The following is a 25,032-nucleotide window of genomic DNA, read 5'->3' on the forward strand; positions in this document are numbered from 1 at the left end:
GGTGGCCCGTCCGGTGAGCTACCTCCGGGTAAGGGTCACTCCCGCTCCCCACTAGTGACATCGCCGCATTCACTGCGTACGCTCCTGAATATGGATATGCACACTGTGGTGGTGGGGACGTCCGGTGTCACCGCGTCCGACGTTCTCGCCGTGGCGCGCGGCGGCGCACGGATCGAGCTCTCCGGGGAGGCGGTGGCCGCCCTCGCGGCGGCCCGGGAGATCGTGGAGGCGCTGGCGGCCAAGCCCGACCCCGTATATGGCGTCAGCACGGGCTTCGGCGCACTGGCGACCCGGCACATCAGCCAGGAGCTGCGCACCCAGCTGCAGCGGAACATCGTCCGCTCGCACGCCGCCGGTATGGGGCCGCGGGTCGAGCGTGAGGTCGTCCGCGCGCTGATGTTCCTCCGGCTGAAGACCGTCTGCTCCGGCCACACCGGCGTCCGGCCCGAGGTCGCGCAGACGATGGCCGACGTCCTCAATGCGGGGATCACCCCGGTCGTGCACGAATACGGCTCCCTGGGCTGCTCCGGCGACCTCGCGCCGCTCTCCCACTGCGCCCTCACGCTCATGGGCGAGGGGGACGCCGAGGGACCCGACGGGGTCGTGCGCCCGGCCGGCGAGCTTCTCGCCGCGCACGGCATCCAGCCCGTCGAACTGCGCGAGAAGGAGGGTCTCGCCCTCCTCAACGGCACCGACGGCATGCTCGGCATGCTGGTCATGGCTCTCGCCGACCTGGACACGCTGTACAAGTCCGCCGACGTCACCGCCGCCCTCAGTCTGGAGGCGCTCCTCGGCACCGACAAGGTCCTCGCCCCCGAGCTGCACGCCATCCGCCCGCACCCGGGCCAGGGCGCCTCCGCCGCCAACATGCTGGCCGTGCTCAAGGGTTCGCAGCTCACCGGTCACCACCAGGACGACGCGCCCCGCGTCCAGGACGCCTACTCCGTGCGCTGCGCCCCGCAGGTCGCGGGCGCCGGCCGGGACACCCTCGCGCACGCCCGGCTGGTCGCCGAGCGCGAGCTCGCCTCCGCCGTCGACAACCCGGTCGTACTGCCCGACGGCCGCGTCGAGTCCAACGGCAACTTCCACGGCGCCCCGGTCGCCTACGTCCTCGACTTCCTGGCGATCGCCGCCGCCGACCTCGGCTCCGTCGCCGAGCGCCGCACCGACCGGCTGCTCGACAAGAACCGCAGCCACGGCCTGCCGCCCTTCCTCGCCGACGACGCCGGCGTCGACTCGGGCCTGATGATCGCCCAGTACACGCAGGCAGCCCTGGTCAGCGAGATGAAGCGGCTGGCGGTCCCCGCCTCCGCGGACTCGATCCCCTCCTCCGCGATGCAGGAGGACCACGTCTCCATGGGCTGGTCGGCGGCGCGCAAGCTGCGGACCGCCGTCGACAACCTGACCAGGATCATCGCGATCGAGCTGTACGCCGCCACGCGCGCGGTGCAGCTGCGCGAGGGGCTGACTCCGGCACCGGCCACCCAGGCGGTCATCGAGGCCGTGCGGGAGGCGGGGGTGCGCGGGCCCGGCCCGGACCGGTTCCTGGCGCCCGACCTCGCCGCCGCCGACGCCTTCGTGCGCGAGGGCAGGCTCGTCGCGGCGGCGGAGAGCGTCACCGGTCCGTTGCAGTGAGGCGGTCGGCCCGCCGCGGTGCGGCGGGCCGGTGAGACGTCAGGGGCCCTGTCGGTGACAGGGCCCCGGCCGGTCAACTGCCATCGGAAGCCGAGGCGTTACGGACCTTCAGAAACCCAGGCGTTCCCGGCGTACCGAATACACCACGAAGCCGGCGCCGACCCCGAGGAACAGCGTGCCGCCGACCACGTAGGGAGTGGTGTCCACGCTTCCGGTGTCGGCGAGTTCGGTCTCGCTCTCGGCCTGGGGCCGGGCCTGGAATCCGGAGGTGTCCCCGACGGTGGACGCCGCCCGCGCCTGCTCCGTGATCCGCGTCGTCGGCGCCGCCGAGGTCTCCGCTCTCGCCGGTGTGTCCACCGTCGCGTTCGCGGAGGGGACGAACCACAGGGCGCCCAGCAGGGTGCCTGCTGCGGTGGCGGTCAGCAACGTTCGGCGAGCGGATGACACGGAATATCGATCCCCCTTGTGGCGCTGACGAATTGGCTGTGTGGGGCGATGTTAGTGAAAGTCGTGGGTCACGGGAAAGTCACGGGAGGTTTGGACCGTACGCTCCGGCCATGAGCACTCCAGAGACATCACGTTATGTACGGCTTCGCGTGGAGCTGGTCCTCGAAATCGACGACGAGGCCGCCGTGACCGAGGCGGCGCGGCAGCGGATCGCCGAGGAGGCAAAGGAGGGTATGCCCGACGGTGAGCGGGTACACGCCGAAGGTGCTGTGACGGAAGACACCGCGGAGGCCCTGGCGTATCTGGTGGACCCTTTCGGGCTGGTCAGCCAAGTGCCCGGAGTGGAACTGCAGCAGGCGTCCTGGTCGAGCGAGCGGGTCGAGTACGACCCCGACTCGCCGGACTGGGATCTTGGCGAGGATGATGTCGACGGAGACTACGAAGAGGAATGCGAAGAGGACGGCACCGGGCACCACGGGTACCCCGGCTGACGTCGCCCCGGGTCGTCGGCGGCCCCGGGTGGCAACCGCCGTCCGGGGTTTCGTCGTCTCACGGGGTACGCAGGCCGACATCCGCCCCGCCCGCCTCGGCGGACGTGGTGAGTCCCACATCCGTAGATCATGGGAAATGGGACGTAACGGTCGTAGCGTGGATGATTCGTGACGGGGGACTTGAGGGGTTTGGGGATTCGGCAAGCGATGGAGAAGCGTGTGATAACGGACGGTAAGCGGCGCAGGCGTCTCATGACCGCGTCCGCACTGCTCGGCGGTGTGCTGGCGCTCTCGGCCTGTTCGAGCGGCGGCAGCGCCTCAGGCGCCGGCAGCGACACCTCCCAGGCGAAGGCCGACAAGGCGGCCGCACAGGAGACGTCGGACGCCCAGATCAAGATCACGCCGGCGGACGGCTCCGACAACGCCTCCATCAACAACTCCGCCGCCGTCACCGTGGCCAAGGGCACGCTGACGAGCGTCACCATGACCACCTCCGACGGAAAGGCCGTCGCCGGCCAGATATCCGCCGACAAGACGAGCTGGAAGCCCAGCGGCCGGCTGGAACGCGCCACCACCTACAAGGTGGCGGCGACCGCCAAGGACGCCAAGGGCCGTGCCGCCCACGAGAACGCCTCGTTCACCACGGTCGCCCCGGCGCACAGCTTCATCGGCTCCTACACGCCGGACAACGGCACCACCGTCGGGGTCGGCATGCCGGTGTCGATCAACTTCGACAAGGCGATCACCAACAAGGCGGCCGTCCAGAAGGGCATCACCGTCACCTCCAGCAGCGGCCAGGAGGTCGTCGGCCACTGGTTCAACGGCAACCGCCTGGACTTCCGGCCCGAGCAGTACTGGAAGGCCGGCTCCACCGTCACCCTGAAGCTCAACCTCGACGGCGTCCAGGGCGCGCAGGGCGTCTACGGCGTCCAGCAGAAGACGGTCACCTTCCACATCGGCCGCAACCAGGTCTCCTACGTCGACGCGAAGACCAAGGAGATGAAGGTCACCCAGGACGGCAAGGTCGTCAAGACCATCCCGATCTCGGCCGGCGCCCCCGAACACACCACGTACGCGGGCCAGATGGTCATCTCGGAGAAGTTCGAGCAGACCCGGATGAACGGCGCCACGGTCGGCTTCACCGACTCCGACGGCAAGGGCGAGTACGACATCAAGGACGTGCCGCACGCCATGCGCCTGACCACCTCCGGCACCTTCATCCACGGCAACTACTGGGGCGGCCCCTCGGTCTTCGGCAGCGTCAACACCAGCCACGGCTGCGTGGGCCTGCAGGACAAGAAGGGCGCGGGCGACCCGAACATGCCGGCCGCGTGGTTCTACGACCACTCGATCGTCGGTGACGTCGTGGTCCTCTCCAACACCGGCGACAAGACGGTGGCCCCGGACAACGGCCTCAACGGCTGGAACATGAGCTGGGCGCAGTGGAAGGCGGGTTCGGCCGTCTGACGCCCGTCCCACTGCGGTCGCACCCTCCGGTGTGACGCCTCCTCAAGCGACCTGCCGATGCCGCCCCTCGGGGCGGCATCGGTGTTTGGCCTGCGTCGGCCCCAACCACGCGGAGGAGCAACGGAGTTCGCGCGGGCACGTAACAGTCGTACGGCCCCCCTCTTACCCTTCTCTCATCTATTGAGCGGCTGATCACCCCCCGGCATACTGCGTGTTCCCGGGGGGCGTACGCGCATCAGTACGACACTGCCCCCGGCCGGGTGAACGGGGAATTCGCCCGGTACTCCATCCCCAGGGGGAGTTTTGCGCAGACAAGTGAAGAGAGCGTGCGCCGCCACCGTTGCCATGGCGGCGGCCGTGGCCCTCGCCTCGGGCATGACCGGCCCGGCGTCGGCGAGGCCCCAGCAACGCTCGGCCGGCGCTGCTCAGCTCACGTCCCAGCACCTCATCACCCTCATCACCGGCGACCGGGTCGAGGTGGACGCCCAAGGGCGCGTGGCCGGTCTGGAGCGGGCCAGGGGGCGGGAGCACATACCCGTTCAGGTCCGCACGGCGGGCGGGCACACGCTCGTCGTCCCGGCCGACGCGGCCCGCCTGGTCGCCACTGGCAAGCTGGACCAGCGGCTGTTCGACATCACCGAGCTGAACACGTCCGCCACCCGCAAGTCCCTCCGCAACGGCCTGAAGGTCATCGTCGGTTATCAGGGCGCCGCCATGGCCGTCAGGGCCGGCGTCCGCGAGACGGGAACACTGCGCCGGACGCTGAAGGCCCTGAACGCGGACGCGGTGCAGACCCCGGTCAAGGACACGCACGAGCTGTGGGACGCGGTCACCGACGGGGAGCGGACCGCCTCCGGCATCGCGCACGTCTGGCTCGACGGCGTCCGCAGGGCCGACCTCGACAAGTCCGTCCCGCAGATCGGCGCCCCGACGGCGTGGCGGGCCGGATACACCGGCCGGGGCGTGAAGATCGCCGTCCTGGACACCGGTGTGGACGCCACCCACCCGGACCTGAGGAACCAGGTGATCGCGGCCAGGAACTTCTCCACCGCGGCCGACGCCACCGACCACTTCGGCCACGGCACGCACGTCGCGTCCATCGCGGCGGGCACCGGAGCCAAGTCGCACGGCAAGTACAAGGGCGTGGCTCCCGGTGCCAGGATCCTCAACGGCAAGGTGCTCGACGACACCGGCTCCGGCGACGACTCCGGCATCCTCGCCGGCATGGAGTGGGCGGCACAGCAGGGCGCCGACATCGTCAACCTCAGCCTGGGCGGCCCGGACGCGCCGGGGATCGACCCGCTGGAGGCGGAGGTCGGCAAGCTCTCCGCCGAGAAGGGCATCCTCTTCGCGATCGCCGCGGGCAACGACGGCCCCGAGTCGATCGGTTCGCCCGGCAGCGCGGACGCCGCGATCACCGTGGGCGCGGTCGACAAGAAGGACGAGCTGGCCGGCTTCTCCTCCACCGGGCCGCGCATCGGCGACAGCGCCGTCAAGCCGGACGTCACCGCGCCCGGTGTGGGCATCACGGCCGCCGCGGCCAAGGGCAGCGCCATCGACCAGGAGACCGGCGAGAAGCCCGCCGGCTACCTCACCCTCTCGGGCACGTCGATGGCGACCCCGCACGTCGCGGGCGCCGCCGCGCTCCTGAAGCAGGAGCACCCGAAGTGGGGTTACGCCGAACTGAAGGGCGCGCTGACCGGCTCCGCCAAGGGCGGCGCCTACACCGCGTTCCAGCAGGGAGCGGGCCGGATCGCCGTGGACCGGGCGATCAGGCAGTCGGTGGTCGCCGACCCGGTGTCGGTGGGCTTCGGGGTGCAGCAGTGGCCGCACGGCGACGACACCCCGGTCACCCGGCAGCTGACGTACCGCAATCTCGGCACCAAGGACGTCACGCTCTCCCTCTCCGTGACGGCGACCGACCCCAAGGGGCGGGCCGCCCCGCCGGGCTTCTTCACGCTCGGCGCGCACACGGCGACCGTCCCCGCGGGCGGCAGGGCCTCCGTCGCCCTCACCGTCGACACCAAGCTGGGCGGCACCCTGGACGGCGGGTACTCGGCGTACGTGACGGCGACCGGCGGCGGGCAGAGCGTCCGCACGGCCGCGGCGGTGGTGCGCGAGGTCGAGTCGTACGACCTCACGCTGAAGTTCATCGGCCGTGACGGCAGGCCGGCGAAGAACTACAACGCCTCCCTGTCCGGACTCACCGGCCTCGGCGCAGGCAAGGAGTACGCCCCTTACGACAGCTCTGGGACCGTCAAGGTGCGGGTGCCCAGGGGCGGTTACCTCCTCGACTCGGTCGTCCTCGTGAACCCCGGCGACCCGGCCAAGGGGCTCGACTGGCTGGCCCAGCCGAAGCTGACCGTCACCAGGAACCAGACGATCACGCTGGACGCCCGCAAGGCGGAGCAGGTGGACATCACCGTTCCGGACAGAGCCGCCAAGCCGGTCTTCGCGGCGCCGTCCTACACCGTCGAGGCGGCGGGCGGCGAGTACTTCCACGCCCTCTGGCTGGACACGTACGACAACGTCCGCACGGCCCACCTCGGCCCGCAGATCACCGACGGTTCACTCACCCAGCAGTGGGACGGGCACTGGACCAAGGGCGGCGACGAGCAGTACGACACCGCCCTGTCCGCCCGGGTCAGACAGCTGGCCACCGGCTACACCAGGCACTACAAGACCGCCGACCTGGCCACGGTGAAGGCCCGCCTGGGCGCCGCGGCCGGCGGCAAGAAGGGCGCGATCACCCCCACCGGCTTCCTGCCCGGCAGCTTCGCCGGCACCGGCTTCTCGGCTCCTCAGGCGCTGCCCGGCGTCCGGACGCTGCACCTGTCCGCGCAGGACGGGGTGAGGTGGGGGCTCGACTTCGACCAGTACGGCGGGGTCGACCAGGACGGCTTCCCGGTCTCCGACGCCCACTACACCCTCGGCGAGCCGCAGACCTTCACGGCCGGCCGAAGCTACACGAAGACCTTCAACACGGCCGTGTTCGGACCGCACCTGGGCGCGGACTTCGGACTGTTCCGCAGCAGCGACGGCATCTACGGGGTGCTGCCGCTGTTCGCCGACGCCGACGCGCACGCCGGTTCGTCGGCGTTCCGCTCGGTCACCACGACGCTGTACCGCAACGGCGCCAGGGTCGGCTCGAACGACGACCCGCTCTTCGGCGACAAGGTGTTCAGGGTCCCGGCCGGTGCCGCCGAGTACCGGCTGACCACCTCCGTCGTGCGCAGCGTCAAGGTCGCGGCGGCCTCCACCCGGATCGACGCGAGCTGGACCTTCCACTCGAGTAAGCCGTCCGGCTCGGACCCGGTCCGGCTGCCGGCCTCCACGGTCCGCTTCCAGGCGGCCACCGACCTGGACAGCCGGGTCGCGGCGGGCAGAACGGTCACGTTCCCGGTCACCGTGGAGGGCACGGCAGCGGGCCGCAACCTCGCGTCGCTGTCCGTGTGGGTTTCCTACGACTACGGCCAGACCTGGAAGAAGACCGAGGTCAGGAACGGCAGGATCACCGTCGGGAACCCGGCGAAGGGACAGGCCGTCTCCTTCCACGCCAAGATCACCGACAGGCAGGGCAACAGGTCGACGCTCTCGATCTACAACGCGTACCACGGCAAGTGAGCCGTTGTCGGACGGCCCGCCGGAAGTGTGTCTTCCGGCGGGCCGTCGCCGTTCAGGCGGACGGTGGCGAACTCCCGGCCCCCGCGCGCCGTGCGTCCGCGCCCCAGCTGGCCAGCAGGCGCAGGGCCTCTGCCGAGGGGGAGGACGGCTCGGCGTGGTAGACGAGCAGGGACTGCTCGCTGTCGTCGGCGGGTTTGAAGGACTCGTACTGCAGGGCCAGTTCGCCGACCAGGGGATGTCGCAGGCGCTTGACGCCGTGGCTCTTCTCCTTGACGTCGTGCGTGGCCCACAGCCGGCCGAAGTCCTCGCTCTTCACCGACAGCTCGCCGACCAGAGCCGACAGCCGGGGGTCGTCCGGGTAGCAGCCGGCCTCCATGCGCAACGCGCAGACGATGTCGATCGCCTTCTGCTCCCAGTCCACGAAGAGATCACGGTAGTCGGGCCGCAGGAAGACCAGGCGCGCCCAGTTCCGCTCCTGCGCGGGCAGCTCCGACCAGTCGCCGAAGACGGCCGCCGCCATCCGGTTCCACGCCAGGATCTCCGCGCGCCGCCCCACGACGTACGCCGGGATCCCGTCCATCGTGTCCAGCAGCTGCCGCAGCGAGGACCGCACCTGCTGGGTACGGAACGTCTGCTTCTTCTTGTGCTTCGGCTTCGCCAGATGCGTCAGGTGCGCGTGCTCGGCGTCGGTCAGCCGGAGCGCGCGGGCGATCGAGTCGAGCACCTCGGCCGACACATTGCGTCCGTTGCCCTGTTCCAGGCGGGTGTAGTAGGCCACCGACACCCCGGCCAGCCGGGCCAGTTCCTCACGGCGCAGCCCCGGCACCCTGCGCTGCCGGCCGTAGTCCGGCAGCCCCACGTCCTCCGGCTTCAGCCGGGCGCGCCGGGTGCGCAGGAACTCGCTGAGCTCGGCACGCCGGTCCAGCCCCGCACCGGCACCGGCCTGCGCACCGGTGTCCGCGGCGGGGCCCCCTGCGGCGTCGGGCTGTTCGTCCATGCGTCCAGTATTCACGGTCGTACGCACCCGAACCTGACCCCGCCAGTGGTAGGCACGGGGAACGTAGGCAGAAGTGTGACCTGGGTGGATACGGGTTCCGCGGGCAGGCTGGAGGCCGTGTCCCGGCCGGAAGGCAGCCGGCCCCGAACGACCGCTAGGAGAACCCCGGCATGACCACTGTCGCCGCGTACGCCGCACCCGTTGCCAAGGCTCCGCTGGAGCGCACCACCATCGAGCGCCGTGCGGTCGGCGAGTTCGATGTGCTGATCGACATCAAATTCGCCGGAATCTGCCATTCCGACATCCATCAGGCCCGCGAGGGCTGGGGCGAGGCGATCTTCCCGATGGTCCCGGGCCACGAGATCGCCGGCGTCGTCTCCGAGGTGGGCCCCGGCGTCACCCGGTTCAAGACCGGCGACCGCGTGGGCGTCGGCTGCATGGTCGACTCCTGCCGCGAGTGCGAGAACTGCAAGGCCGGCCTGGAGCAGTACTGCGTCAACGGCGCGACCATGACGTACAACGGGATCGGCAGGGACGGCGAGCCGACCCACGGCGGCTACTCGGAGAAGATCGTCGTCGACCAGAACTACGTCGTGCGCATCCCCGACGGCCTGTCCCTCGACGTCGCCGCACCGCTGCTGTGCGCCGGCATCACCACGTACTCCCCGCTCAGGCACTGGAACGCGGGCCCGGGCAAGAAGGTCGCCGTCCTCGGCATGGGCGGCCTCGGCCACATGGCCGTCAAGATCGCCCACGCGCTCGGCGCCGAGGTGACCGTGCTGTCCCAGTCCCTGCGCAAGAAGGACGACGGGCTGGGGCTGGGCGCCGACCACTACCACGCCACCAGCGACCCGCGGACCTTCGAGGACCTGCGGGGCACCTTCGACCTGATCGTCTCCACGGTGTCCGCGCCGCTGGACTTCGGGGCGTTCCTGTCGCTGCTGAAGACCGACGGCGCGCTGGTGAACGTCGGCGCCCCGGAGGAGCCCGTCTCCCTCAACCTCTTCTCGGTGATCGCCGGCCGCAAGACGCTGGCCGGCTCCAGCATCGGCGGTATCGCCGAGACCCAGGAGATGCTCGACTTCTGCGCCGAGCACGGCATCGGCGCCGAGATCGAACTGATCGCCGCGTCCGAGATCAACGACGCCTACGAGCGGGTGCTGAACAGCGATGTGCGCTACCGCTTCGTGATCGACAGCGCCACGATCTGATCCCGCCGTCCACAGGGCCCCGGCGGCACCGCGCCCCGGGGCCCTCGGCGCGTCCCGCGGCGACCGGGCGGCCCACGCCCTACAGGCGGCTCAGCATGAGGGAGAGGGCGGCGGCCGCGGCGCTGCGATTGCCGTCCCGCTTGGCCGTGCGCACGACGTACGACTGCATCAGGTACTTCCCTTTGCGGCCACTGAGATACGTGTAGTAGTTGTCCGCCGTCCGGCCCTTCTCGTCGGTGACCCGGTGACCCTCCTCGGTCGCCACTTCGTCGAATCCCCTCAGCGCGGGAACGTCCACCGCGTGGACGTCCTCCCACCGCGCCTTGCCGGCGGCGTCGTGTTCCGTACGGCAGTGATCCGTGTCCGCGCGCAACCGGGCGATGTCGGCCCGGGCCGAAGCGGCGTCCCGGTAGACCACCAGCCGCGCATAGGCGACCACCGTCCGGTCCGGTGTGCCGACGGTGCGCTGCAGGGCCGCCAGCGCACCGGCGATCGGCTGCGCCAGGTACGCGCAGTTCCGGTCGGTGAGGCCCTGGGCCATCTCGGTGTTCTCGTAGGCGGCGCCGCGTACGAAGCCCGCGCCCCAGTCCGAGGGCGACAGCGTCACACGCCTGGCGAGACCGCGCGCTGCCGCGGGCGTGCCGACGTCCTGCCGCCCACCGCCCATGGAGATGACCAGGAGCGCCACCGCGATCGCCACGACCACGGCCCCGGCGCCGACGAGCGCGGGGAGCGAGCGCCACCAGCGACGACGCCGAGGGACCGGCGGACCGGGCTTCGCGCCCCCGTGCAGCGGGCCGTGCGGCGGGCCGTGCGGGCGAGTGCTCACGTCGCTCCTGTACCACCCGGGGGCGCGGCGCCCTCCGGCCGGGAACGGGGATCACCTGACTGACCGGCGAGCCCGCCTCAGAGCCGGCTGTACTTCTCGATGTCCTCGGTGAACTCCTCGATCGCCTGCCCGGTGAGCGTGGGCCGGGTGTCGGCGATCGCGGCCATGTAGTCCTCGGTGGTGGCGGCCCGGCCCTTGCGGTACGTGACCTCGCGCTCGAACGCCGCCTGCGCGCCCTTGCGCGCCGCGAACTCGATGTCGGCCGGGGTGAACAGCTCACTGGCGGCGACCAGCCGGGTGACGTCGACCGAATCGGCGGCGGGACCGAGGTAGCGGGACCAGATCGCCGCGCGGGCGGTGGGATCGGGCGGCCCGATCGGGATGACGTAGTCGAACCGGCCCGGCCGCAGGAACGCCGCGTCGAGCAGGCGCACCGAGTTGGTCGCGCAGGTCAGCAGCCGGGCGTCGTGCTCCCGGAAGCCGGGGATCAGTTTCAGCAACTCGTTGGTCACGCCGTGCCCCGGGTCGACCGCCCGTCCGGACCGTGCGCCGGCGATCTCCTCGACCTCGTCGATGAACAGCACCACCGAGTCGAGCTCCGCCAGGTCCGCGAACGCGGACCGCAGCGCGGCGGCCAGCCCCTCGTTGGTGTCGGCCGCGAGCCGGGACGGGAAGAGTTCCACGAACGGCCAGCCGAGCCGCGAGGCCACCGCCTTGGCGAAGCTGGTCTTCCCAGTGCCGGGCGGGCCGAACAGGATGACCGCCTTCGGCGGGGCGACGCCGAAGCGGTCGGCCAGCGCCGGCTCCGTCAGCGGAAGCACGACACGGCGTTCCACGACCTGCTTCTCCTGCTCCATGCCCGCCATGGCACCCCAGAGCCCCTCGGGCAGCATGCGCCCGCCCAGCGCCGAGAGGACACCGGCGTGGGTGGCGTCCCGCGGTTCGAGCTTCTCGTAATAGGTCAGGTCGCCGCGGAACTGGTAGCCGGAGTGCTCCAGAGCCCTCGTGCCCGCCGCGCCCGCGGGCAGCAGGGCACTGATGCGGCGCACGCCCTGTGCCCGCAGGCGCCGTTCCAGCTCGGCGAGGAGCGCGCTGCCGATACCGCGCTCGCGCCAGCGGGAGGCGAGCGCGACCAGAAGAACCCAGCCCCGCTTGCCCTGCGCCTGCGCCACGGCCATCCCCACCAGCTCGTCCCCGACCACCGCGACCACCGCCATCTGCCCGGCCTGAGCGGTCGCCATCACCTCGGCGAGTGGAAAGACCGGCTTCTCGTCGGTCAGGCGGCTCTGCTCCCAGATCTGGATCGCCTGGTCGAGGTCGTCGTCGTGATAGTCACGCAGCTGCCACGCGGGCATCACCACCACCTCGCCCGACTCGGGACTCCCATTCTTCCCGCTCCGGGCTCGCCCGACGAACCGAGCAAACCGGGTGAATCGTGCGAGCCGTCCCGCGTGGTCCTGTGTGCGGCTCTCGGCGGGGCCGAGGCGACGGATCGCAGCAGCCCGGCCGGTGGCAAGTGCTGCTCACTCGATTGGCGGCGCACTCCTCGCCGGGGTGAGTCAGGTCCCCGCGCGGTCGTCCGGTGCGCAGACGGTGCCGTGGGCCCTGCGCGGCAAGGGCGAAAGCGTGCTGTTCCGGTCGGCACCCCTGTCGTGAGTACCCCCGAGCGCGGGCGGAGCCGATTGCGGCCGACGCGAGGCCACCTTAGCTTCAGGGCGTCGGATTCTTCCGATAAGCCCGACATAGGTATATGTGTCGGCTTTTCGTGGTGACATCGAATGGAGCATTCATGTCGGTCATGACCGGTACCCAACCCCTGCAGCAGTACGGCCCGCAGATCGGCGGCCCGCAGATGGGCGGTCCGCAGCAGCAGATCGCGCAGGTGGTCCAGCAGTCGATCCAGCAGGCCTGCCAGCAGGCGAGCCAGCAGATCGCCCAGCGCATGCAGCAGTCGCTGCAGCAGATCCAGCAGGTTCAGCAGCAGCTCCAGCAGCAGGGCATGGCCCAGCAGGCGCACCCGTACCTCGCTCTCGCGCTGCACCAGACGCTGCAGACGGGCATCCGTCACGCGGTGGAGCAGTCCGTGCAGCAGGCGCTGCCGACCGCGATCGTGACTCTGCTGCAGCAGAGCCAGCAGGGCCAGCAGGGCCAGCACCAGTGGGGTGGCGGGTACGGCCAGTCCTTCGGCCAGCAGTTCCCGCAGTACCAGCAGCCTGGCTTCGGCCCGATGGGTCAGCCCTTCGGCATCGGCTGATCCCTGGGCGGCGCGTGATGCGGTGTGCCCCGGAGTGGTTTCCGGGCACACCGCATCACCGTGGAAGCGCGGGTCTCGCGTGAACGCGAGCCTCACGTGATGCGCGGGTCTCACCGTGGAAGCGCGAGCCGCCCGTCGCCGGATCAGAAGCGCGAGCAGGAGTACGAGCAGGAGCACGAGTCGGACGTAGGCGTGGTGAAGGTGGACGTAATGGTCAAGGAAAGGCCCGAAATCAACCGCGAGAGCGGGTCCGAGGGCGCGGGGGCGGGTGGGCCGGCACCCGAGGGCAAGGAGACGGCGCCACGCAAGAAGGGCGCCCAGTCACCGGTCACGGTGCGGCCGCGCCGCGAGCGCTACCTGGTGACGCCGGTGCCGCGGCATCTGCTCCCGCCGGGAGTGCCCGAACTCAGCATGGACGCGGTGTGCGACCGGCTGGACCGGATGCCCGAGGCCAAAGTGATCCGCAGACTGCAGCCGTCGGAGAAGCTCCGGTCGGCCGGACTGAACCCCTCCTGCCCGGAAGTCGCGGTCGTCGAGGCGGCCGAGGCCCAGGTACCGGCGATGCGGTCGTTGCCCGTGCACATCGAGCCGGACCTGCCGCTGTCCGGCACCGGACCCGCCGCCGCTGCGACCGCGGGGGTTCTGCCACTGCGCGATCCGGGGCTGGTCCTGCCGCTGGAAGAGCCCGTGGACATCACCTTGCGCGTCTGCGGCCCGGACGGCGAACCGGTGGCCGGCGCGGGGGTGTTCCTGATCGGCGAGACCTGGCCGAGCCAGGGCATCACAGGACCCGACGGAACCGTCACCATCACGTCGGCGACGGAGACCGCGCAGTCACTGCAGTCCCTGTACGTCCGGCCCAGGAGCGGTTACACGGACCGCTGGATCCAACGCCCGGACCTGTCGAGTACCCGGGAGAACCTCGTCACCCTCACCCCCCTGGCCCAGGTGTACCCGGAGCTGGAGCAGCGGCAGCAGTACGGCTGGGGTCAGCAGGCCATGCGGCTGGACCGGCTGCCGCCCACGTTCCGCGCCTTCGGTGTCAAGATCGCGGTCATCGGTTCGGGCGTCAGTGCCGAACACCCCGATCTGAAACAACGGGTGGCTTCCGGGATCGATCTCGTTCGCGGTACGGACAAGGAGGCGTGGGCCCGTGACGTGGTGGGGAGCGGCACCCACACGGCGGGCATCATCGTCGGTGCCGACACCGGCAAGGGCATCATCGGCATCGCGGTCGACGCCGAGCTCGAGGTCTGCCAGGTGATGCCCGACGGACATTTCAGCGACCTGATCGCCGCCCTGGACCACTGCATCGAACGCGAGATCGACATCGCCCACATCGCCGTGGCGACCCCGTACTCGTCGGCCCTGGTCGCACGCAAACTCGCGGACGCCGGGGCGGCGGGCATCGCCTGCGTCGCACCGGCCGGTGACACCGGCGGGCCGGTCGCCTTCCCCGGCTCGTTGCCCACCGTGTTCGCCGTGGGCGCGCTGGGCGCCTTGGGTACGTACCCGCCGGACACCTCCCACGGCACCCATTCCGGTGCGCAGCTGACACCGGAGGGACTGTTCGCCGCACCGTTCAGCTGCTACGGCCCCGGTGTCGACGCGGCCGCCCCCGGCGTCGCCGTCCTGTCCTGCGCGCCCCAGGACGGATACGCGGTCCTGGACGGCACCGGCGCCGCCGCGGCCCACGTGGCCGGCCTCGCGGCCCTCGTGCTCGCTCACCACGAGGACTTCCACGGTCAGCTGCTGCCGCGCGGACCTGGCCGGGTGCAGCATCTCTTCGAGATCATCGCCGCCAGCTGCCGTCTGCCGGCCACCCCGGGCACGGCGGAGGCGGCCCGCCTCGGACGCGGCCTGCCCGACGCCCTCGTAGCCCTCGGCCTGGCCCCCGCGGTACTACTCGCCCCTGGCCTGTCGCACTACGCGCCGTCCATGGCCGGTTAGTTCTCCTCTCCGGCAGCTCCACAGAACGGCACCCGTCCGGCGAGCCGGGTGCCGTTCCTTCGTTCGGTCGGCCTGAAGTCACAGCCATGTGGTCGCGGGCCAGATGCCACATGGCCACCGGTCGGACTGAAGATCCGCGCCTCCGTACAGGTGTTGCCCGCCCTGGCCGCAGCGCTGCGGTTCGACCGGCACGAGCGCGATCACCTTGTCCGGCTTGCAGAACCGCCCCGATTGCTCAGTGCGGCAGTGTCGCCGGGCTGCCGCCGTTCGCCTCGTAGCCCGCCACCGCCAGGGCCCGGTAGACGGCGAACTCCGCCGCCGGGTCCTCGCCCAGCGTCCAGGGCAGGGCGCCCACGTGACCGTCGACGTGTATCAGCTGGTCCATGGCCTCGGCCCACCGCTCGGAGCGGACCAGGAAGAAGACCAGCAGGTGGCGCACGTGCGCCGACATCGGGTCGTCGGGGCTTGCCGCGTGCACCGCGAAGAGCGCGCCGTGGATCGCCTTCGTCACCACCTCGCTCTGGTAGAAGCTGCTGACCAGGTTGACCTCGGGCAGGTGCTCGAAGACCGCGAACAGGGGCAGTGCCGCCAGCAGCGAGCCCTGGGGTGCGCGGGCCGCCGCGGCCTGAGCGAAGGACATCGCCAGCTCGCGCGAGCCGTGCCACTTCTCGCACCAGTAGTGCAGGGCCGCCAGGTGCGCCCCCATGTGGGTCGGCGCGCGGTCCAGGATCTTGAGCCAGAGCTTTTCGAACTCCGGCTGCGAGTACGCGAGTCCGCGCGCCACCGACAGCTCGATGATGTACGGGATCGGGTCGCCGGGAGCCAGCAGTGCCGCTTGGCCGCACGCGTCCCTGGCCTCCTCCATGATGATGCGGAACTCGTCCGTCCCCGGCGTCGACGTCCGCCATGCCTGCTGCACCAGGAACTCGGCGTGCACCGCCGCGCCGCCCGGGTCCTTGGGCGCCTCGGCCCGCCACACCCGCAGCCACTGCCCGCCGGGCGTCTCGTGGATCCCGCCGGGCCGCTGCTGCAGCTCCAGCGCCGCGGCACCCGCGAAGGCCTGCACGCGCTGCCAGCGCCGCTCGCTCTCCGTCTCCGTGCCCGCAAGGAGCTGGGCGGCCGCGCGGTGGTCCTGGGTGCGCTGGACGAGCTCCAGGACGTCCAGCAGGTCCTGGTCGGGGCCGGGCATGCGGACGTCCAGCTCCTCCTGCCGCACGAATCCGTAGTTCGCCGGGTCCGCGGCGTCAGGGTGTCCCGGCGGAACCTGCTCGATCATCCCGCGCCTGCGCCTGAGGAACGGAAGCAGCACGACGCTCAGCATGACCAGCGCCATCAGGACCCAGAGAATCTCCATGCCTCAAGCGAACCAGACGGCGCCGACACTTGGCCAACGTGTTCGACGGGCCTGTGGAAAACCCCCTCCGCGCGTCGTCCGAGCCCCGCCGTCCGTCACCGGTCGCGCGGGCGCACTACCCTCGGTGGTCATGAGCGACAGGCATATGAGTCAGCACTTCGAGACACGTGCGATCCATGCGGGCAACACCGCCGATCCCCTCACCGGCGCCGTCGTCCCGCCGATCTACCAGGTTTCGACCTACAAGCAGGACGGCGTGGGCGGTCTGCGCGGCGGTTACGAGTACAGCCGCAGCGCCAACCCGACGAGGACCGCCCTGGAGGAGAACCTCGCCGCCCTGGAGGGCGGCCGCCGGGGGCTCGCGTTCGCGTCCGGACTGGCGGCCGAGGACTGCCTGTTGCGTACGCTGCTCGCCCCGGGCGACCACGTGGTGATCCCCAACGACGCGTACGGCGGCACGTTCCGTCTCTTCGCCAAGGTCGTCTCCCGGTGGGGCGTGGAGTGGTCGGTGGCCAACACCAGCGACCCGGCCGCCGTGCGGGACGCCATCACGCCGAGGACCAAGGCCGTATGGGTGGAGACCCCCTCCAACCCGCTGCTCGGCATCACCGACATCGCCGCCCTCGCTCAGGTCGCCCGGGACGCGGGCGCGAAGCTCGTCGTCGACAACACCTTCGCCACGCCGTACCTGCAGCAGCCGCTCTCGCTCGGCGCGGACGTCGTCGTGCACTCGCTCACCAAGTACATGGGCGGCCACTCGGACGTCGTCGGCGGCGCGCTGATCGTCAACGACGCCGGGCTGGGCGACGAGCTGGCGTACCACCAGAACGCGATGGGCGCGGTCGCGGGCCCCTTCGACTCCTGGCTGGTGCTGCGCGGCACCAAGACGCTCGCGGTGCGCATGGACCGGCACAGCGCGAACGCCGTCAAGGTCGCCGACATGCTGTCCCGGCACGCGCGCGTGACGCGCGTCCTGTATCCGGGGCTGCCGGAGCACCCCGGTCACGAGATCGCCGCCAAGCAGATGAAGGCGTTCGGCGGCATGGTGTCCTTCCAGGTCGAGGGCGGCGAGGAGGCGGCCGTCGAGGTCTGCAACCGCGCCAAGGTGTTCACGCTCGGCGAGTCCCTGGGCGGCGTCGAGTCGCTGATCGAGCACCCGGGCCGTATGACCCACGCCTCCGCGGCCGGCTCCGCCCTGGAGGTCCCCGCCGACCTGGTCCGGCTGTCCGTGGGCATCGAGAACGTCGACGACCTGCTGGAGGACCTGCAGCAGGCCCTCGGCTAGCGATCAGGCCGAGCACACACCCGCGCGCGGGCGCCGTGTTCTCACCAGCCGGTCAGGGGTGGGGTCGTCTGCGACGGCGGCTCCACCCAGGGTCGTACCGTCACCGCCCACACGACGAAGGCCACGGTCGCGGCGAGAAGCAGCAGCCACATCACGCGACGGACGGCCGTCCGGCGGCGCAGCATGCGGCCGCCGCGTCGTACGACGTCCTCGTACAGGTCCGGCGGCACCTGCGGCGGCGTCTGCTCCAGCAGCCGCCGCACGGCCGCCTCACGCTCGGTCCGGTTCATTCCCGTCTCCTCCCACGGTCCGCGCTCAGCCGGCGCGGCCGGCGCGGCCGGCCACCCGCAACGGGCATCCGGTGCCCACGCGCGCGTGGAGGTCGGCCCGCAGGGCCGCCAGTTCGGCCATACGGGTGGCGATGACCGGGATCTTGTCCCCGTACAGTGCGGACAACGCCTCGGCCCGGTCGGGCGCGTCGCGCAGTTCCTCACCGTGCCGGGCGATCTCCGCGAGCGTGAACCCCGGCGTCTGGGCGGTTCGGACGCAGTGCAGCCGCGTCACCGCCTCGAGCGGGAAGTCGCGGTAGCCGCCCGCCGCCCGCCGCCCCGTGACGAGGCCGGCCTTCTCGTAGAAGCGGATGCTGTCCTTCGTCATGCCCGCTCGTGCGGCCAGTTCCCCGATGTGCATGGCACTCCCCCGGGACCGTCGGCTTGACCGTGGAGCGTACTCCACTGTTCAGCGTGAGGCGTCGCTTCAGCGTGAGGCATCGCTGCCGCCGGGACCGGCGGGAGCCCTGTCGTGATCCGTCATTTCGCGCCCACCGGCCTTCCTGCCTTCGCGTCGTACGCGCCAGTGCCTGGTACGACCTCCTCGCAACGGCGGCCCTCCCGACGCCGTGGACGTACGTGCTGGTGCACGACGGGCTGTCGTCGGCGGATGCCGCGCTCGGGCTGGGCGGCCTGCCGGTGGCAGGTGTACGCCCTGGCCCACGGCGCCACGCGGCTGCTGTGGCCGTTCTTCTTCGTGGAGGCGGCGTTCGGCGTCGTCCAGCTGGTGCTGCGGTGGCGGGCCCGGCGCACCGGCCCGTTCACGACGGGGCCATCTTGGGGCCGCGCACCGCGGGTGCGGGGTGACGCGACGGGTGGGTGAGGGTGGTGATCGCCCGGTCGCAGATGACGCGGACGCGTTCCACGGGCAGGCCGAGCAGTGCCGCCGCCTGCTCCTCGGCGACTCCCTCGTACAAGCGCAGGACGAGGACCAGACGCTCGCGGGGGGTAAGACCGGCCAGGGTGCCGACGGGGCGCCTACGGGTGCGGCCGAAACCGCCGTACCGGTGCCACGCCTCGCGCGCGAAGCGGGTGGCCAGGTACTGGCGGGCGCGGTCGTACGGATCCTCGCCGCGCAGCCGGTCCCAGCACGCGTACGTGTGGGCGAGGGCCAGCGTCAGCAGGCGCCGCGCGCGCGGGTTGTCGTCCGGTGCCTCCGCGGTGAGGAGCGTGGCGGCATGCAGCAGCCGCCCGGCCGCGCCCGCGACGAACGCCTCGAACTCCCGGGCCCGGCGAGCGCCTTGGGACGCCTGCCGTTCTCGCACCGTGCCTCCCGCCGAGGGCACCCTGAGGAAACGGGACCCCGCGCGCGTGCCGGACTCGAACGGCGTACGACGGGGGTCCGGTCTCATCTGAGGCCAGGGGTGGCCTTTCGGTCAAGAGCCGCGCGGGTGGTTCGAGGCCTCCGGCCGGCTCAGGACGCCGGCGGTGCCTCCGGCACCGGCATGCCCTGGGTGGCCTGGCGGGCGGAGAGGGCGTGGTTGAAGCGGGTCAGGAGGGTGCAGAAGGCCTCGCGCTCCTCGGGCGCCCAGTCCTGGGTCAGCTCGGCCATCAGCCGGCGCCTCGACGAGCGGACCTCCTCCAGACGCGCCAGCCCGCGCGGGGACAACTGCAGTACGACCGCACGCCCGTCCTCGGGGTGCGAGGTGCGCCTGACGAGCCCGGTGTCGACGAGCGGAGCCACCTGCCGGGTGACCGTGGAGGAGTCGATGCCCATGCTCGCGGCCAGCGCCTTGACGCCCATCGGGCCCTCCTTGTCCAGGCGGTTGAGCAGCAAGTATGCGGCGCGGTCCATGGAGTTGCGCACCTGACCGACCCCGCCGAGACGGGTCTGTTCCGCACGGCGGGCGAACACCGCCACCTCGTGCTGGAGGGTGTCGAGAAGACCGGTGTCACCGGCGGTCGTCATGTCCATCGACATTTCAGGTGTTGTGGGCATGGCCGGGGGCTCACTTCTGAAGGGCTGCTGGGTTGGGGGACAGGGTACGCGGCCGGGGGGCAGGTCGTACCGGCGCTGCACAAACCGGTCTCGGAGGTTGGTCACACCAGTCTGCAGCGTCTGTGAACTGCGAGACTTGAGTCATGAGCTACAGCACGGCTGACTCCTTGCGGCCCGTCACCCTCGACGACGTGCGCGGGGCCCAGAAGATGCTCTCGGGCATCGCGCGGGTGACCGCGATGGAGGGCAGCAGGCACCTGTCCCAGCAGGTGGGCGCGCCGGTGCACCTCAAGTGCGAGAACCTCCAGCGGACCGGATCCTTCAAGCTGCGCGGCGGCTACGTCCGGATCGCCGGCCTGCTGCCGGAGGAACGTGCCGCCGGGGTGGTGGCCGCCAGCGCCGGCAACCACGCCCAGGGCGTGGCGCTGGCGTCGTCGCTGCTCGGCGTGCACGCCACGGTGTTCATGCCGAAGGGCGCACCGCTGCCGAAGATCAGCGCCACCCAGGACTACGGCGCCGAGGTGCGCCTGCACGGCCAGGTGGTCGACGAGACGCTGGCCGCCGCCCAGGAGTACGCGGCCGAGACGGGCGCGGTGTTCATCCATCCGTTCGACCACCCCGACATCATCGCGGGGCAGGGCACGGTCGGGCTGGAGATCCTGGAGCAGTGCCCGGAGGTGCGGACGATCGTCGTAGGGATCGGCGGCGGCGGGCTCGCGGCGGGTATCGCGGTCGCGGTGAAGGCGCTCAGGCCGGACGTGCGGATCGTGGGGGTGCAGGCGGCGGGGTCGGCGGCGTATCCGCCCTCGCTGACCGCGGGGCGGCCGGTGACGATCGAGAACCCGGCGACGATGGCCGACGGCATCAAGGTCGGCCGGCCGGGCGACGTGCCGTTCGCAATCATCCGCGACCTGGTGGACGAGATCCGCACGGTCACCGAGGACCAGCTGTCCGCCGCGCTGCTGCTGTGTCTGGAGCGGGCCAAGCTGGTCGTCGAGCCGGCCGGGGCGAGCCCGGTCGCCGCGCTGCTGGGCGGGGCGGAGAGCGTCGAGGGACCGGTCGTGGCGGTGCTGTCCGGGGGCAATGTCGACCCGGTGCTGCTCCAGCGCGTGCTGCGGCACGGCATGGCCGCGCAGGGCCGGTACCTGGCCGTTCGGCTGCGCCTGACGGACCGGCCGGGGGCTCTGGCCACACTGCTCGGGGTGTTGTCAGTGGTCGACGCTAACGTCCTCGACGTGAGCCATGTACGGACCGACCCACGGCTCGGGCTCACGGAGGCGGAGGTGGAGCTGCACCTGGAGACGAAGGGCCCGGCGCACTGCGCCGAGGTCGGCCAGGCCCTGCGCGACGCCGGTTACACGGTCATCGACTGAGGGCGCCGGAGCGGCGGAACACCGAGGTCAGGCCCCTCTTCGTCACTCATTCGGGAAAGACCGTTGAGACACGCGATACATCGCGTTATGGTGTGTCTCGCATTCACCCCTCACGCGCAGCACCCCAGACCACAACTGATCTTTTTCAACCCGACGACGTGGAGACTCATATGCCAGGCGCCATCTATGCCGAGGGTCTGGTGAAGACCTTCGGCGATGTAAGGGCTCTGGACGGCGTCGACCTCGACGTGCCCGAAGGCACGGTGCTGGGACTGCTCGGGCCGAACGGCGCGGGCAAGACCACCACGGTCCGCTGCCTGACGACCCTGTTGCGCCCCGACAGCGGCAAGGCCGTCGTCGCGGGCATCGACGTGCTCAAACAACCCAACGAGGTGAGGCGGTCCATCGGCCTGTCCGGCCAGTTCGCCGCGGTCGACGAGTACCTGACCGGCCGCGAGAACCTACAGATGGTCGGCCGGTTGTACCAGATGAAGGCCAGGGCCGCCAAGGCCCGTGCCGCGGAGCTGCTGGAGCAGTTCAACCTCGCGGACGCCGCCGACCGGCCCACCAAGACCTACTCCGGCGGCATGCGCCGCCGGCTCGACCTGGCGGCCGCACTTGTCGTCTCCCCGCCGGTGATGTTCATGGACGAGCCGACGACCGGCCTCGACCCGCGCAACCGCCAGCAGCTGTGGGAGGTCATCAAGCAACTGGTCTCCGGCGGCACCACCCTGCTGCTGACCACCCAGTACCTGGAGGAGGCCGACCATCTCGCCCACGACATAGCGGTGGTCGACCAGGGCCGGGTGATCGCCCGTGGCACCTCCGACCAGCTCAAGGCCCGCACCGGCGGCGAGCGCGTCGAGGTCGTGGTGCACGAGCGCGAGCACATCGCGACCGCCTCCGAGGTGCTGCGCGGCTTCGGCAAGGGCGACACCACCGTCGAGGAGCACACCCGCAAGCTCACCGTGCCCGTCACCGGCGGCGCCAAGCTGCTGGCCGAGGTCATCCGCGAGCTCGACACCCGCGGCATCGAGATCGACGACATCGGGCTGCGCCGCCCGACCCTCGACGACGTCTTCCTCTCCCTGACCGGCCATGTGGCGGAGGTCAAGGACGAGGACAACGGCGCGACGGGTGCCAAGGGCGCCAAGGGCGCCAAGGGCACGGACGTCAAGGACCACAAGGGCGCCAAGGAGGCCGTCAAGTGAGTGCCGTCAGCGACACCGCGCGGGTGGCCGCGCCCGGCAACGCCGTCAGCCAGTCGATCCGTGACTCACTGGTCGTTGCGCAACGCAACCTGATTCGTATGTCGCGGATCCCGGAGATGGTGATCTTCGGACTCATTCAGCCGATCATGTTCGTAGTGCTGTTCTCCTACGTCTTCGGCGGCTCCATGCGGATCGGCAACACCACCGACCCGACCGCCTACAAGAACTTCCTGATGGCGGGCATCTTCGCGCAGACCGTCACGTTCGCCACCGCCAGCTCCGGCGCGGGCATCGCCGACGACATGCACAAGGGCCTCATCGACCGCTTCCGCTCGCTGCCCATGGCGCGCGGCGCGGTGCTCACCGGGCGCACCTTCGCGGACCTGGTGCAGACGGCGCTCACACTGCTCGTCCTCGCCGTCGTCGCCCTGCTGGTCGGCTGGCGCGTCGGGTCGAACGGCGACACGAACGTCGGCAAGGTCCTGGGCGCCTTCGGCCTGCTCCTGCTGCTCGGCTACGCGTTCACCTGGATCGGTGCGCTGATCGGCCTGACGGTCCGTACGCCCGAGGCGGCCACCTCGGGCGGACTGATCTGGCTGTTCCCGGTGACCTTCATCTCCAACGCTTTCGTGGACTCCGGCAACATGACGCCGTGGCTGCGCCACATCGCGGAGTGGAACCCCTTCAGCGCCACCGTCCAGGCCTGCCGGGTGCTCTTCGCCAACCCCGGCCAGTCCCACTCGACCGCCTGGCCCATGCAGCACCCGGTCTGGGCCTCCCTGATCTACTCGGTCCTGATCATCCTGATATTCCGCACACTCGCGGTCCGCAAGTACCGCCGGGCGGCCGGTTGACGCCTCCGGGCAGGACGTCCATACCGCGAGTTCGTCGAGATCGCAGCCGACTCAGCTGTTGGATTCTTACCCTTCCCCAGAAAAAGACAAGTTGCTTCAAATGGGCAATAAGTCTCGATTTTTCGCTCACCCAAAGTGAGGGTAGGGGCTCCCAGTAATAACCCACTGCAAGTAGCGGAACCCGCACTGCTACGATTTGCAGTATGGGACCTTTGAATCCACCCCGCCCCGAGCTCATCGTCGGCTTAATCTGTTTCTTCTCGGTCGTCGGAGTCTTTGCGAAGCTGCTGGTTCCACGCATCCAGAAGACGCTCACGGAACGCGAAGATGCGATCGAGGGCACCATCGGGCGCGCGGAAGCGATCCACGACGAAGCCCGGCGTATTTACGCCGAGTACCAAGCGGAACTCAGCGCGGCTCGTCACGAGGCGGCACAGGTTCGCCAAACCGCCAAGGAGGAGGGAGCTGCCCTCCTGGCTACCCTGCGCGCCGAGGGGCAGAAGCAGCGAGAGCATCTTGTGGCGGCAGCCAAGACGCAGCTGGAGGCGGACCGGATCATCGCTGAGGCAGAACTGCGCGAGGACGTCTTCACCTTGGCGACCGAACTTGCAGGTCGCATCGTCGGTGAACCGCTCAATGACTTGCCGAGGGCACGCGTCATCGCAGATGACTTCTTCACCAAGGTGGATGTCGAGATTTCGACGAAGAAGTGAACCGATTGGTGCACGGTCTTCGGTAGGGGACACCAATCACAGCTCGCGGACCGTCGCAGGGACCAGATCACAACGATCTGGGCCCTGCTTTTTTTGTCTTTTCGCCGCCTCGCAAGTGCTGCTTACCAAGTTGTCTCTGGGGAGGGATCTGCTGGTAAACAGGCGACTCCGCCGGGAAGTCTGCCGGTCGGATTGCCTGGTCCAAGATCGCCACTCCGACAAGGATGAGGAGCGAGGTAACTAGGCCCTGATGACGCTGACGGCGGATCAATTGAGGTGAAAGAATGAGACAGGCGAAATTCTGCAGCTGTCGGCCAGGAATGACCGTCTGGCTCACGGGTCTGCCGAGTGCCGGCAAGACCACGATCGCCCACGAGTTGGCGGCGCGGCTGCGTGCGGACGAGCGCCGTGTCGAGGTGCTCGACGGTGACGAGGTCCGTAGGTCCGTCCCGGCGGGCCTCGGCTTCAGCCCCGAGGACCGGCACACCAACGTGCAACGTGTCGGAGTACTCGCAGAAGTGCTGGCCCGAAACGGCATCGCGGTCCTTGTTCCAGTCGTCGCCCCATACGCAGACAGCCGTGACGCCGTGCGCAAGCGGCACGAGGACGCGGGCGCTGCATACGTTGAGGTACATGTGGCAACTCCCCTCGAGGTCTGCCGTGAACGGGACGTCAAGGGGCTGTACGCCAAGCAGGGGACGGGCGAGATATCCGGGCTGACCGGGGTCGACGACCCGTACGAGGAGCCCGTCGCTCCCGACCTACGGATCGCGGGCCGCCCTCAAAGCGTCGAGGAGTCGGTGGACGAGGTCTGGCAACTACTTGCCGCCCGGGAATTGGTGTGACGGCGGCCTCACTGCACAATGCCCTGCCGGCGTCGCAGCGTTTCAGCACCCGGGACGGCGACGCAGGAACCGGTCAGGTCGTCCGTCTGCCGCACCTGGATGCGCTGGAGTCCGATGCGGTGCACATCTTGAGCGGGACGTCTTCCGGCGGGGCGGGATGTGGCTGACCGCGGGTGAGTGGGGCGGTGCCCGGCAGGGGGAGCGGGTGGAGAGGCGGCGGGTGC

General features: G+C 70.5%; 22 protein-coding genes and 3 pseudogenes. 16 read left to right on the plus strand and 9 right to left on the minus strand.

Annotation, left to right across the window (positions count from 1 at the left end):
* Positions 1-96: 96 nt before the first annotated feature.
* A complete protein-coding gene (hutH, locus tag AB0A61_RS04990) occupies positions 97-1,635 on the plus strand; it encodes a histidine ammonia-lyase (RefSeq protein ID WP_361286268.1) in 1,539 nt (512 codons plus the stop codon).
* A 108-nt stretch (positions 1,636-1,743) separates the two neighbouring features.
* Here the strand turns inward: hutH and AB0A61_RS04995 are convergent, their stop codons facing one another.
* Positions 1,744-2,082: a hypothetical protein gene (locus AB0A61_RS04995; RefSeq protein WP_361286137.1), complete on the minus strand. Its 339-nt coding sequence runs from the start codon at positions 2,080-2,082 to the stop codon at positions 1,744-1,746.
* 110 nt (positions 2,083-2,192) lie between these two features.
* Between AB0A61_RS04995 and AB0A61_RS05000 the strand changes: the two genes are divergently transcribed.
* The 3 genes from AB0A61_RS05000 to AB0A61_RS05010 all read left to right on the plus strand — a co-directional run bounded on the left by AB0A61_RS05000 (position 2,193) and on the right by AB0A61_RS05010 (position 7,664).
* Positions 2,193-2,573: a hypothetical protein gene (locus AB0A61_RS05000; protein ID WP_361286140.1), complete on the plus strand. Its 381-nt coding sequence runs from the start codon at positions 2,193-2,195 to the stop codon at positions 2,571-2,573.
* A gap of 252 nt (positions 2,574-2,825) precedes the next feature.
* Positions 2,826-4,040, plus strand: a complete 1,215-nt coding sequence (locus tag AB0A61_RS05005; RefSeq protein WP_361286143.1) for an Ig-like domain-containing protein — start codon at positions 2,826-2,828, stop codon at positions 4,038-4,040.
* A gap of 345 nt (positions 4,041-4,385) precedes the next feature.
* Positions 4,386-7,664, plus strand: a complete 3,279-nt coding sequence (locus AB0A61_RS05010) for a S8 family peptidase (protein WP_361286146.1) — start codon at positions 4,386-4,388, stop codon at positions 7,662-7,664.
* A gap of 52 nt (positions 7,665-7,716) precedes the next feature.
* On the opposite strand, the gene AB0A61_RS05015 is transcribed toward AB0A61_RS05010, so the two are convergent.
* Positions 7,717-8,661 carry a helix-turn-helix transcriptional regulator gene (locus AB0A61_RS05015; protein ID WP_361286149.1) on the minus strand — a complete coding sequence of 315 codons (945 nt, stop codon included), beginning with the start codon at positions 8,659-8,661 and terminating at the stop codon, positions 7,717-7,719.
* A gap of 170 nt (positions 8,662-8,831) precedes the next feature.
* Here AB0A61_RS05015 and AB0A61_RS05020 point away from each other — a divergent pair, with 170 nt between their 5' ends.
* A complete protein-coding gene (locus tag AB0A61_RS05020; protein WP_361286152.1) occupies positions 8,832-9,872 on the plus strand; it encodes an NAD(P)-dependent alcohol dehydrogenase in 1,041 nt (346 codons plus the stop codon).
* 79 nt (positions 9,873-9,951) lie between these two features.
* Here AB0A61_RS05020 and AB0A61_RS05025 read toward each other — a convergent pair whose 3' ends face one another.
* Positions 9,952-10,701 (minus strand): hypothetical protein, encoded by a 750-nt coding sequence (locus AB0A61_RS05025; protein ID WP_361286155.1) that lies wholly within the window; start codon positions 10,699-10,701, stop codon positions 9,952-9,954.
* Positions 10,702-10,778: 77 nt separating this feature from the next.
* Positions 10,779-12,056 carry a GNAT family N-acetyltransferase gene (locus tag AB0A61_RS05030; protein WP_361286158.1) on the minus strand — a complete coding sequence of 426 codons (1,278 nt, stop codon included), beginning with the start codon at positions 12,054-12,056 and terminating at the stop codon, positions 10,779-10,781.
* A gap of 443 nt (positions 12,057-12,499) precedes the next feature.
* Between AB0A61_RS05030 and AB0A61_RS05035 the strand changes: the two genes are divergently transcribed.
* The 3 genes and pseudogenes from AB0A61_RS05035 to AB0A61_RS05045 all read left to right on the plus strand — a co-directional run.
* Positions 12,500-12,955 (plus strand): hypothetical protein, encoded by a 456-nt coding sequence (locus AB0A61_RS05035; protein WP_361286161.1) that lies wholly within the window; start codon positions 12,500-12,502, stop codon positions 12,953-12,955.
* 99 nt (positions 12,956-13,054) lie between these two features.
* Positions 13,055-14,905 carry a S8 family serine peptidase gene (locus AB0A61_RS05040; RefSeq protein WP_361286164.1) on the plus strand — a complete coding sequence of 617 codons (1,851 nt, stop codon included), beginning with the start codon at positions 13,055-13,057 and terminating at the stop codon, positions 14,903-14,905.
* 123 nt (positions 14,906-15,028) lie between these two features.
* Positions 15,029-15,124, plus strand: a pseudogene (locus AB0A61_RS05045) (transcriptional regulator); the annotation flags it as partial.
* A gap of 16 nt (positions 15,125-15,140) precedes the next feature.
* Here AB0A61_RS05045 and AB0A61_RS05050 read toward each other — a convergent pair.
* Complete coding sequence (locus AB0A61_RS05050) at positions 15,141-16,259, minus strand: hypothetical protein (protein WP_361286167.1); 1,119 nt, start codon at positions 16,257-16,259, stop codon at positions 15,141-15,143.
* Positions 16,260-16,389: 130 nt separating this feature from the next.
* Here AB0A61_RS05050 and AB0A61_RS05055 point away from each other — a divergent pair, with 130 nt between their 5' ends.
* Positions 16,390-17,544: a cystathionine gamma-synthase gene (locus AB0A61_RS05055; RefSeq protein WP_361286170.1), complete on the plus strand. Its 1,155-nt coding sequence runs from the start codon at positions 16,390-16,392 to the stop codon at positions 17,542-17,544.
* A gap of 41 nt (positions 17,545-17,585) precedes the next feature.
* Here AB0A61_RS05055 and AB0A61_RS05060 read toward each other — a convergent pair whose 3' ends face one another.
* Complete coding sequence (locus tag AB0A61_RS05060) at positions 17,586-17,834, minus strand: hypothetical protein (RefSeq protein WP_361286173.1); 249 nt, start codon at positions 17,832-17,834, stop codon at positions 17,586-17,588.
* A 25-nt stretch (positions 17,835-17,859) separates the two neighbouring features.
* On the minus strand, positions 17,860-18,234 hold the full coding sequence (locus AB0A61_RS05065; RefSeq protein ID WP_361286176.1) for a MerR family transcriptional regulator: 375 nt from the start codon (positions 18,232-18,234) through the stop codon (positions 17,860-17,862).
* A 71-nt stretch (positions 18,235-18,305) separates the two neighbouring features.
* Between AB0A61_RS05065 and AB0A61_RS05070 the strand changes: the two are divergent.
* A pseudogene (locus tag AB0A61_RS05070) lies at positions 18,306-18,696 on the plus strand (hypothetical protein).
* Here AB0A61_RS05070 and AB0A61_RS05075 read toward each other — a convergent pair.
* Together AB0A61_RS05075 and AB0A61_RS05080 are read right to left on the minus strand one after the other, a co-directional pair.
* Positions 18,635-19,138, minus strand: coding sequence for a sigma factor-like helix-turn-helix DNA-binding protein (locus AB0A61_RS05075; protein WP_361286179.1), 504 nt, complete (start codon positions 19,136-19,138; stop codon positions 18,635-18,637). The pseudogene AB0A61_RS05070 and the gene AB0A61_RS05075 sit on opposite strands and share 62 nt — an antisense overlap.
* A gap of 149 nt (positions 19,139-19,287) precedes the next feature.
* On the minus strand, positions 19,288-19,812 hold the full coding sequence (locus tag AB0A61_RS05080; RefSeq protein ID WP_361286182.1) for a MarR family transcriptional regulator: 525 nt from the start codon (positions 19,810-19,812) through the stop codon (positions 19,288-19,290).
* Between the two features lie 143 nt (positions 19,813-19,955).
* On the opposite strand from AB0A61_RS05080, the gene ilvA reads away from it, so the two are divergent.
* The 6 genes and pseudogenes from ilvA to AB0A61_RS05110 all read left to right on the plus strand — a co-directional run.
* Complete coding sequence (gene ilvA / locus AB0A61_RS05085; RefSeq protein WP_361286185.1) at positions 19,956-21,185, plus strand: threonine ammonia-lyase; 1,230 nt, start codon at positions 19,956-19,958, stop codon at positions 21,183-21,185.
* Between the two features lie 170 nt (positions 21,186-21,355).
* Entirely contained in the window at positions 21,356-22,396 is a 1,041-nt protein-coding gene (locus tag AB0A61_RS05090; RefSeq protein WP_361286188.1) for an ATP-binding cassette domain-containing protein, read from the plus strand.
* Positions 22,393-23,250 (plus strand): ABC transporter permease, encoded by an 858-nt coding sequence (locus AB0A61_RS05095; RefSeq protein WP_361286191.1) that lies wholly within the window; start codon positions 22,393-22,395, stop codon positions 23,248-23,250. The genes AB0A61_RS05090 and AB0A61_RS05095 overlap by 4 nt, the downstream gene beginning before the upstream one ends.
* A 203-nt stretch (positions 23,251-23,453) precedes the next feature.
* Entirely contained in the window at positions 23,454-23,963 is a 510-nt protein-coding gene (locus AB0A61_RS05100) for a F0F1 ATP synthase subunit B (RefSeq protein WP_361286194.1), read from the plus strand.
* 284 nt (positions 23,964-24,247) lie between these two features.
* The gene (gene cysC / locus AB0A61_RS05105) at positions 24,248-24,808 is read left to right on the plus strand and encodes an adenylyl-sulfate kinase (protein WP_361286197.1); all 561 of its coding nucleotides are present in this window, start codon (positions 24,248-24,250) and stop codon (positions 24,806-24,808) included.
* Positions 24,809-24,929: 121 nt separating this feature from the next.
* A pseudogene (locus tag AB0A61_RS05110) lies at positions 24,930-25,032 on the plus strand (sulfate adenylyltransferase small subunit); the annotation flags it as partial.

This window comes from Streptomyces sp. NPDC046197 (genome assembly GCF_040646295.1).
GTDB lineage: Bacteria > Actinomycetota > Actinomycetes > Streptomycetales > Streptomycetaceae > Streptomyces.

Excerpts from the sequence above, each read along its gene's own strand:
- hutH (WP_361286268.1), top strand. The coding sequence starts at position 97 with ATGCACACTGTGGTGGTGGGGACGTCCGGTGTCACCGCGTCCGACGTT.
- AB0A61_RS05000 (WP_361286140.1), top strand. The coding sequence starts at position 2,193 with ATGAGCACTCCAGAGACATCACGTTATGTACGGCTTCGCGTGGAGCTG.
- AB0A61_RS05005 (WP_361286143.1), top strand. The coding sequence starts at position 2,826 with ATGACCGCGTCCGCACTGCTCGGCGGTGTGCTGGCGCTCTCGGCCTGT.
- AB0A61_RS05010 (WP_361286146.1), top strand. The coding sequence starts at position 4,386 with ATGGCGGCGGCCGTGGCCCTCGCCTCGGGCATGACCGGCCCGGCGTCG.
- AB0A61_RS05015 (WP_361286149.1), bottom strand. The coding sequence starts at position 8,661 with ATGGACGAACAGCCCGACGCCGCAGGGGGCCCCGCCGCGGACACCGGT.
- AB0A61_RS05020 (WP_361286152.1), top strand. The coding sequence starts at position 8,832 with ATGACCACTGTCGCCGCGTACGCCGCACCCGTTGCCAAGGCTCCGCTG.
- AB0A61_RS05030 (WP_361286158.1), bottom strand. The coding sequence starts at position 12,056 with ATGCCCGCGTGGCAGCTGCGTGACTATCACGACGACGACCTCGACCAG.
- AB0A61_RS05035 (WP_361286161.1), top strand. The coding sequence starts at position 12,500 with ATGACCGGTACCCAACCCCTGCAGCAGTACGGCCCGCAGATCGGCGGC.
- AB0A61_RS05040 (WP_361286164.1), top strand. The coding sequence starts at position 13,055 with ATGCGCGGGTCTCACCGTGGAAGCGCGAGCCGCCCGTCGCCGGATCAG.
- AB0A61_RS05050 (WP_361286167.1), bottom strand. The coding sequence starts at position 16,259 with ATGGAGATTCTCTGGGTCCTGATGGCGCTGGTCATGCTGAGCGTCGTG.
- AB0A61_RS05055 (WP_361286170.1), top strand. The coding sequence starts at position 16,390 with ATGAGCGACAGGCATATGAGTCAGCACTTCGAGACACGTGCGATCCAT.
- AB0A61_RS05060 (WP_361286173.1), bottom strand. The coding sequence starts at position 17,834 with ATGAACCGGACCGAGCGTGAGGCGGCCGTGCGGCGGCTGCTGGAGCAG.
- AB0A61_RS05065 (WP_361286176.1), bottom strand. The coding sequence starts at position 18,234 with ATGCACATCGGGGAACTGGCCGCACGAGCGGGCATGACGAAGGACAGC.
- AB0A61_RS05080 (WP_361286182.1), bottom strand. The coding sequence starts at position 19,812 with ATGCCCACAACACCTGAAATGTCGATGGACATGACGACCGCCGGTGAC.
- ilvA (WP_361286185.1), top strand. The coding sequence starts at position 19,956 with ATGAGCTACAGCACGGCTGACTCCTTGCGGCCCGTCACCCTCGACGAC.
- AB0A61_RS05090 (WP_361286188.1), top strand. The coding sequence starts at position 21,356 with ATGCCAGGCGCCATCTATGCCGAGGGTCTGGTGAAGACCTTCGGCGAT.
- AB0A61_RS05100 (WP_361286194.1), top strand. The coding sequence starts at position 23,454 with ATGGGACCTTTGAATCCACCCCGCCCCGAGCTCATCGTCGGCTTAATC.
- cysC (WP_361286197.1), top strand. The coding sequence starts at position 24,248 with ATGAGACAGGCGAAATTCTGCAGCTGTCGGCCAGGAATGACCGTCTGG.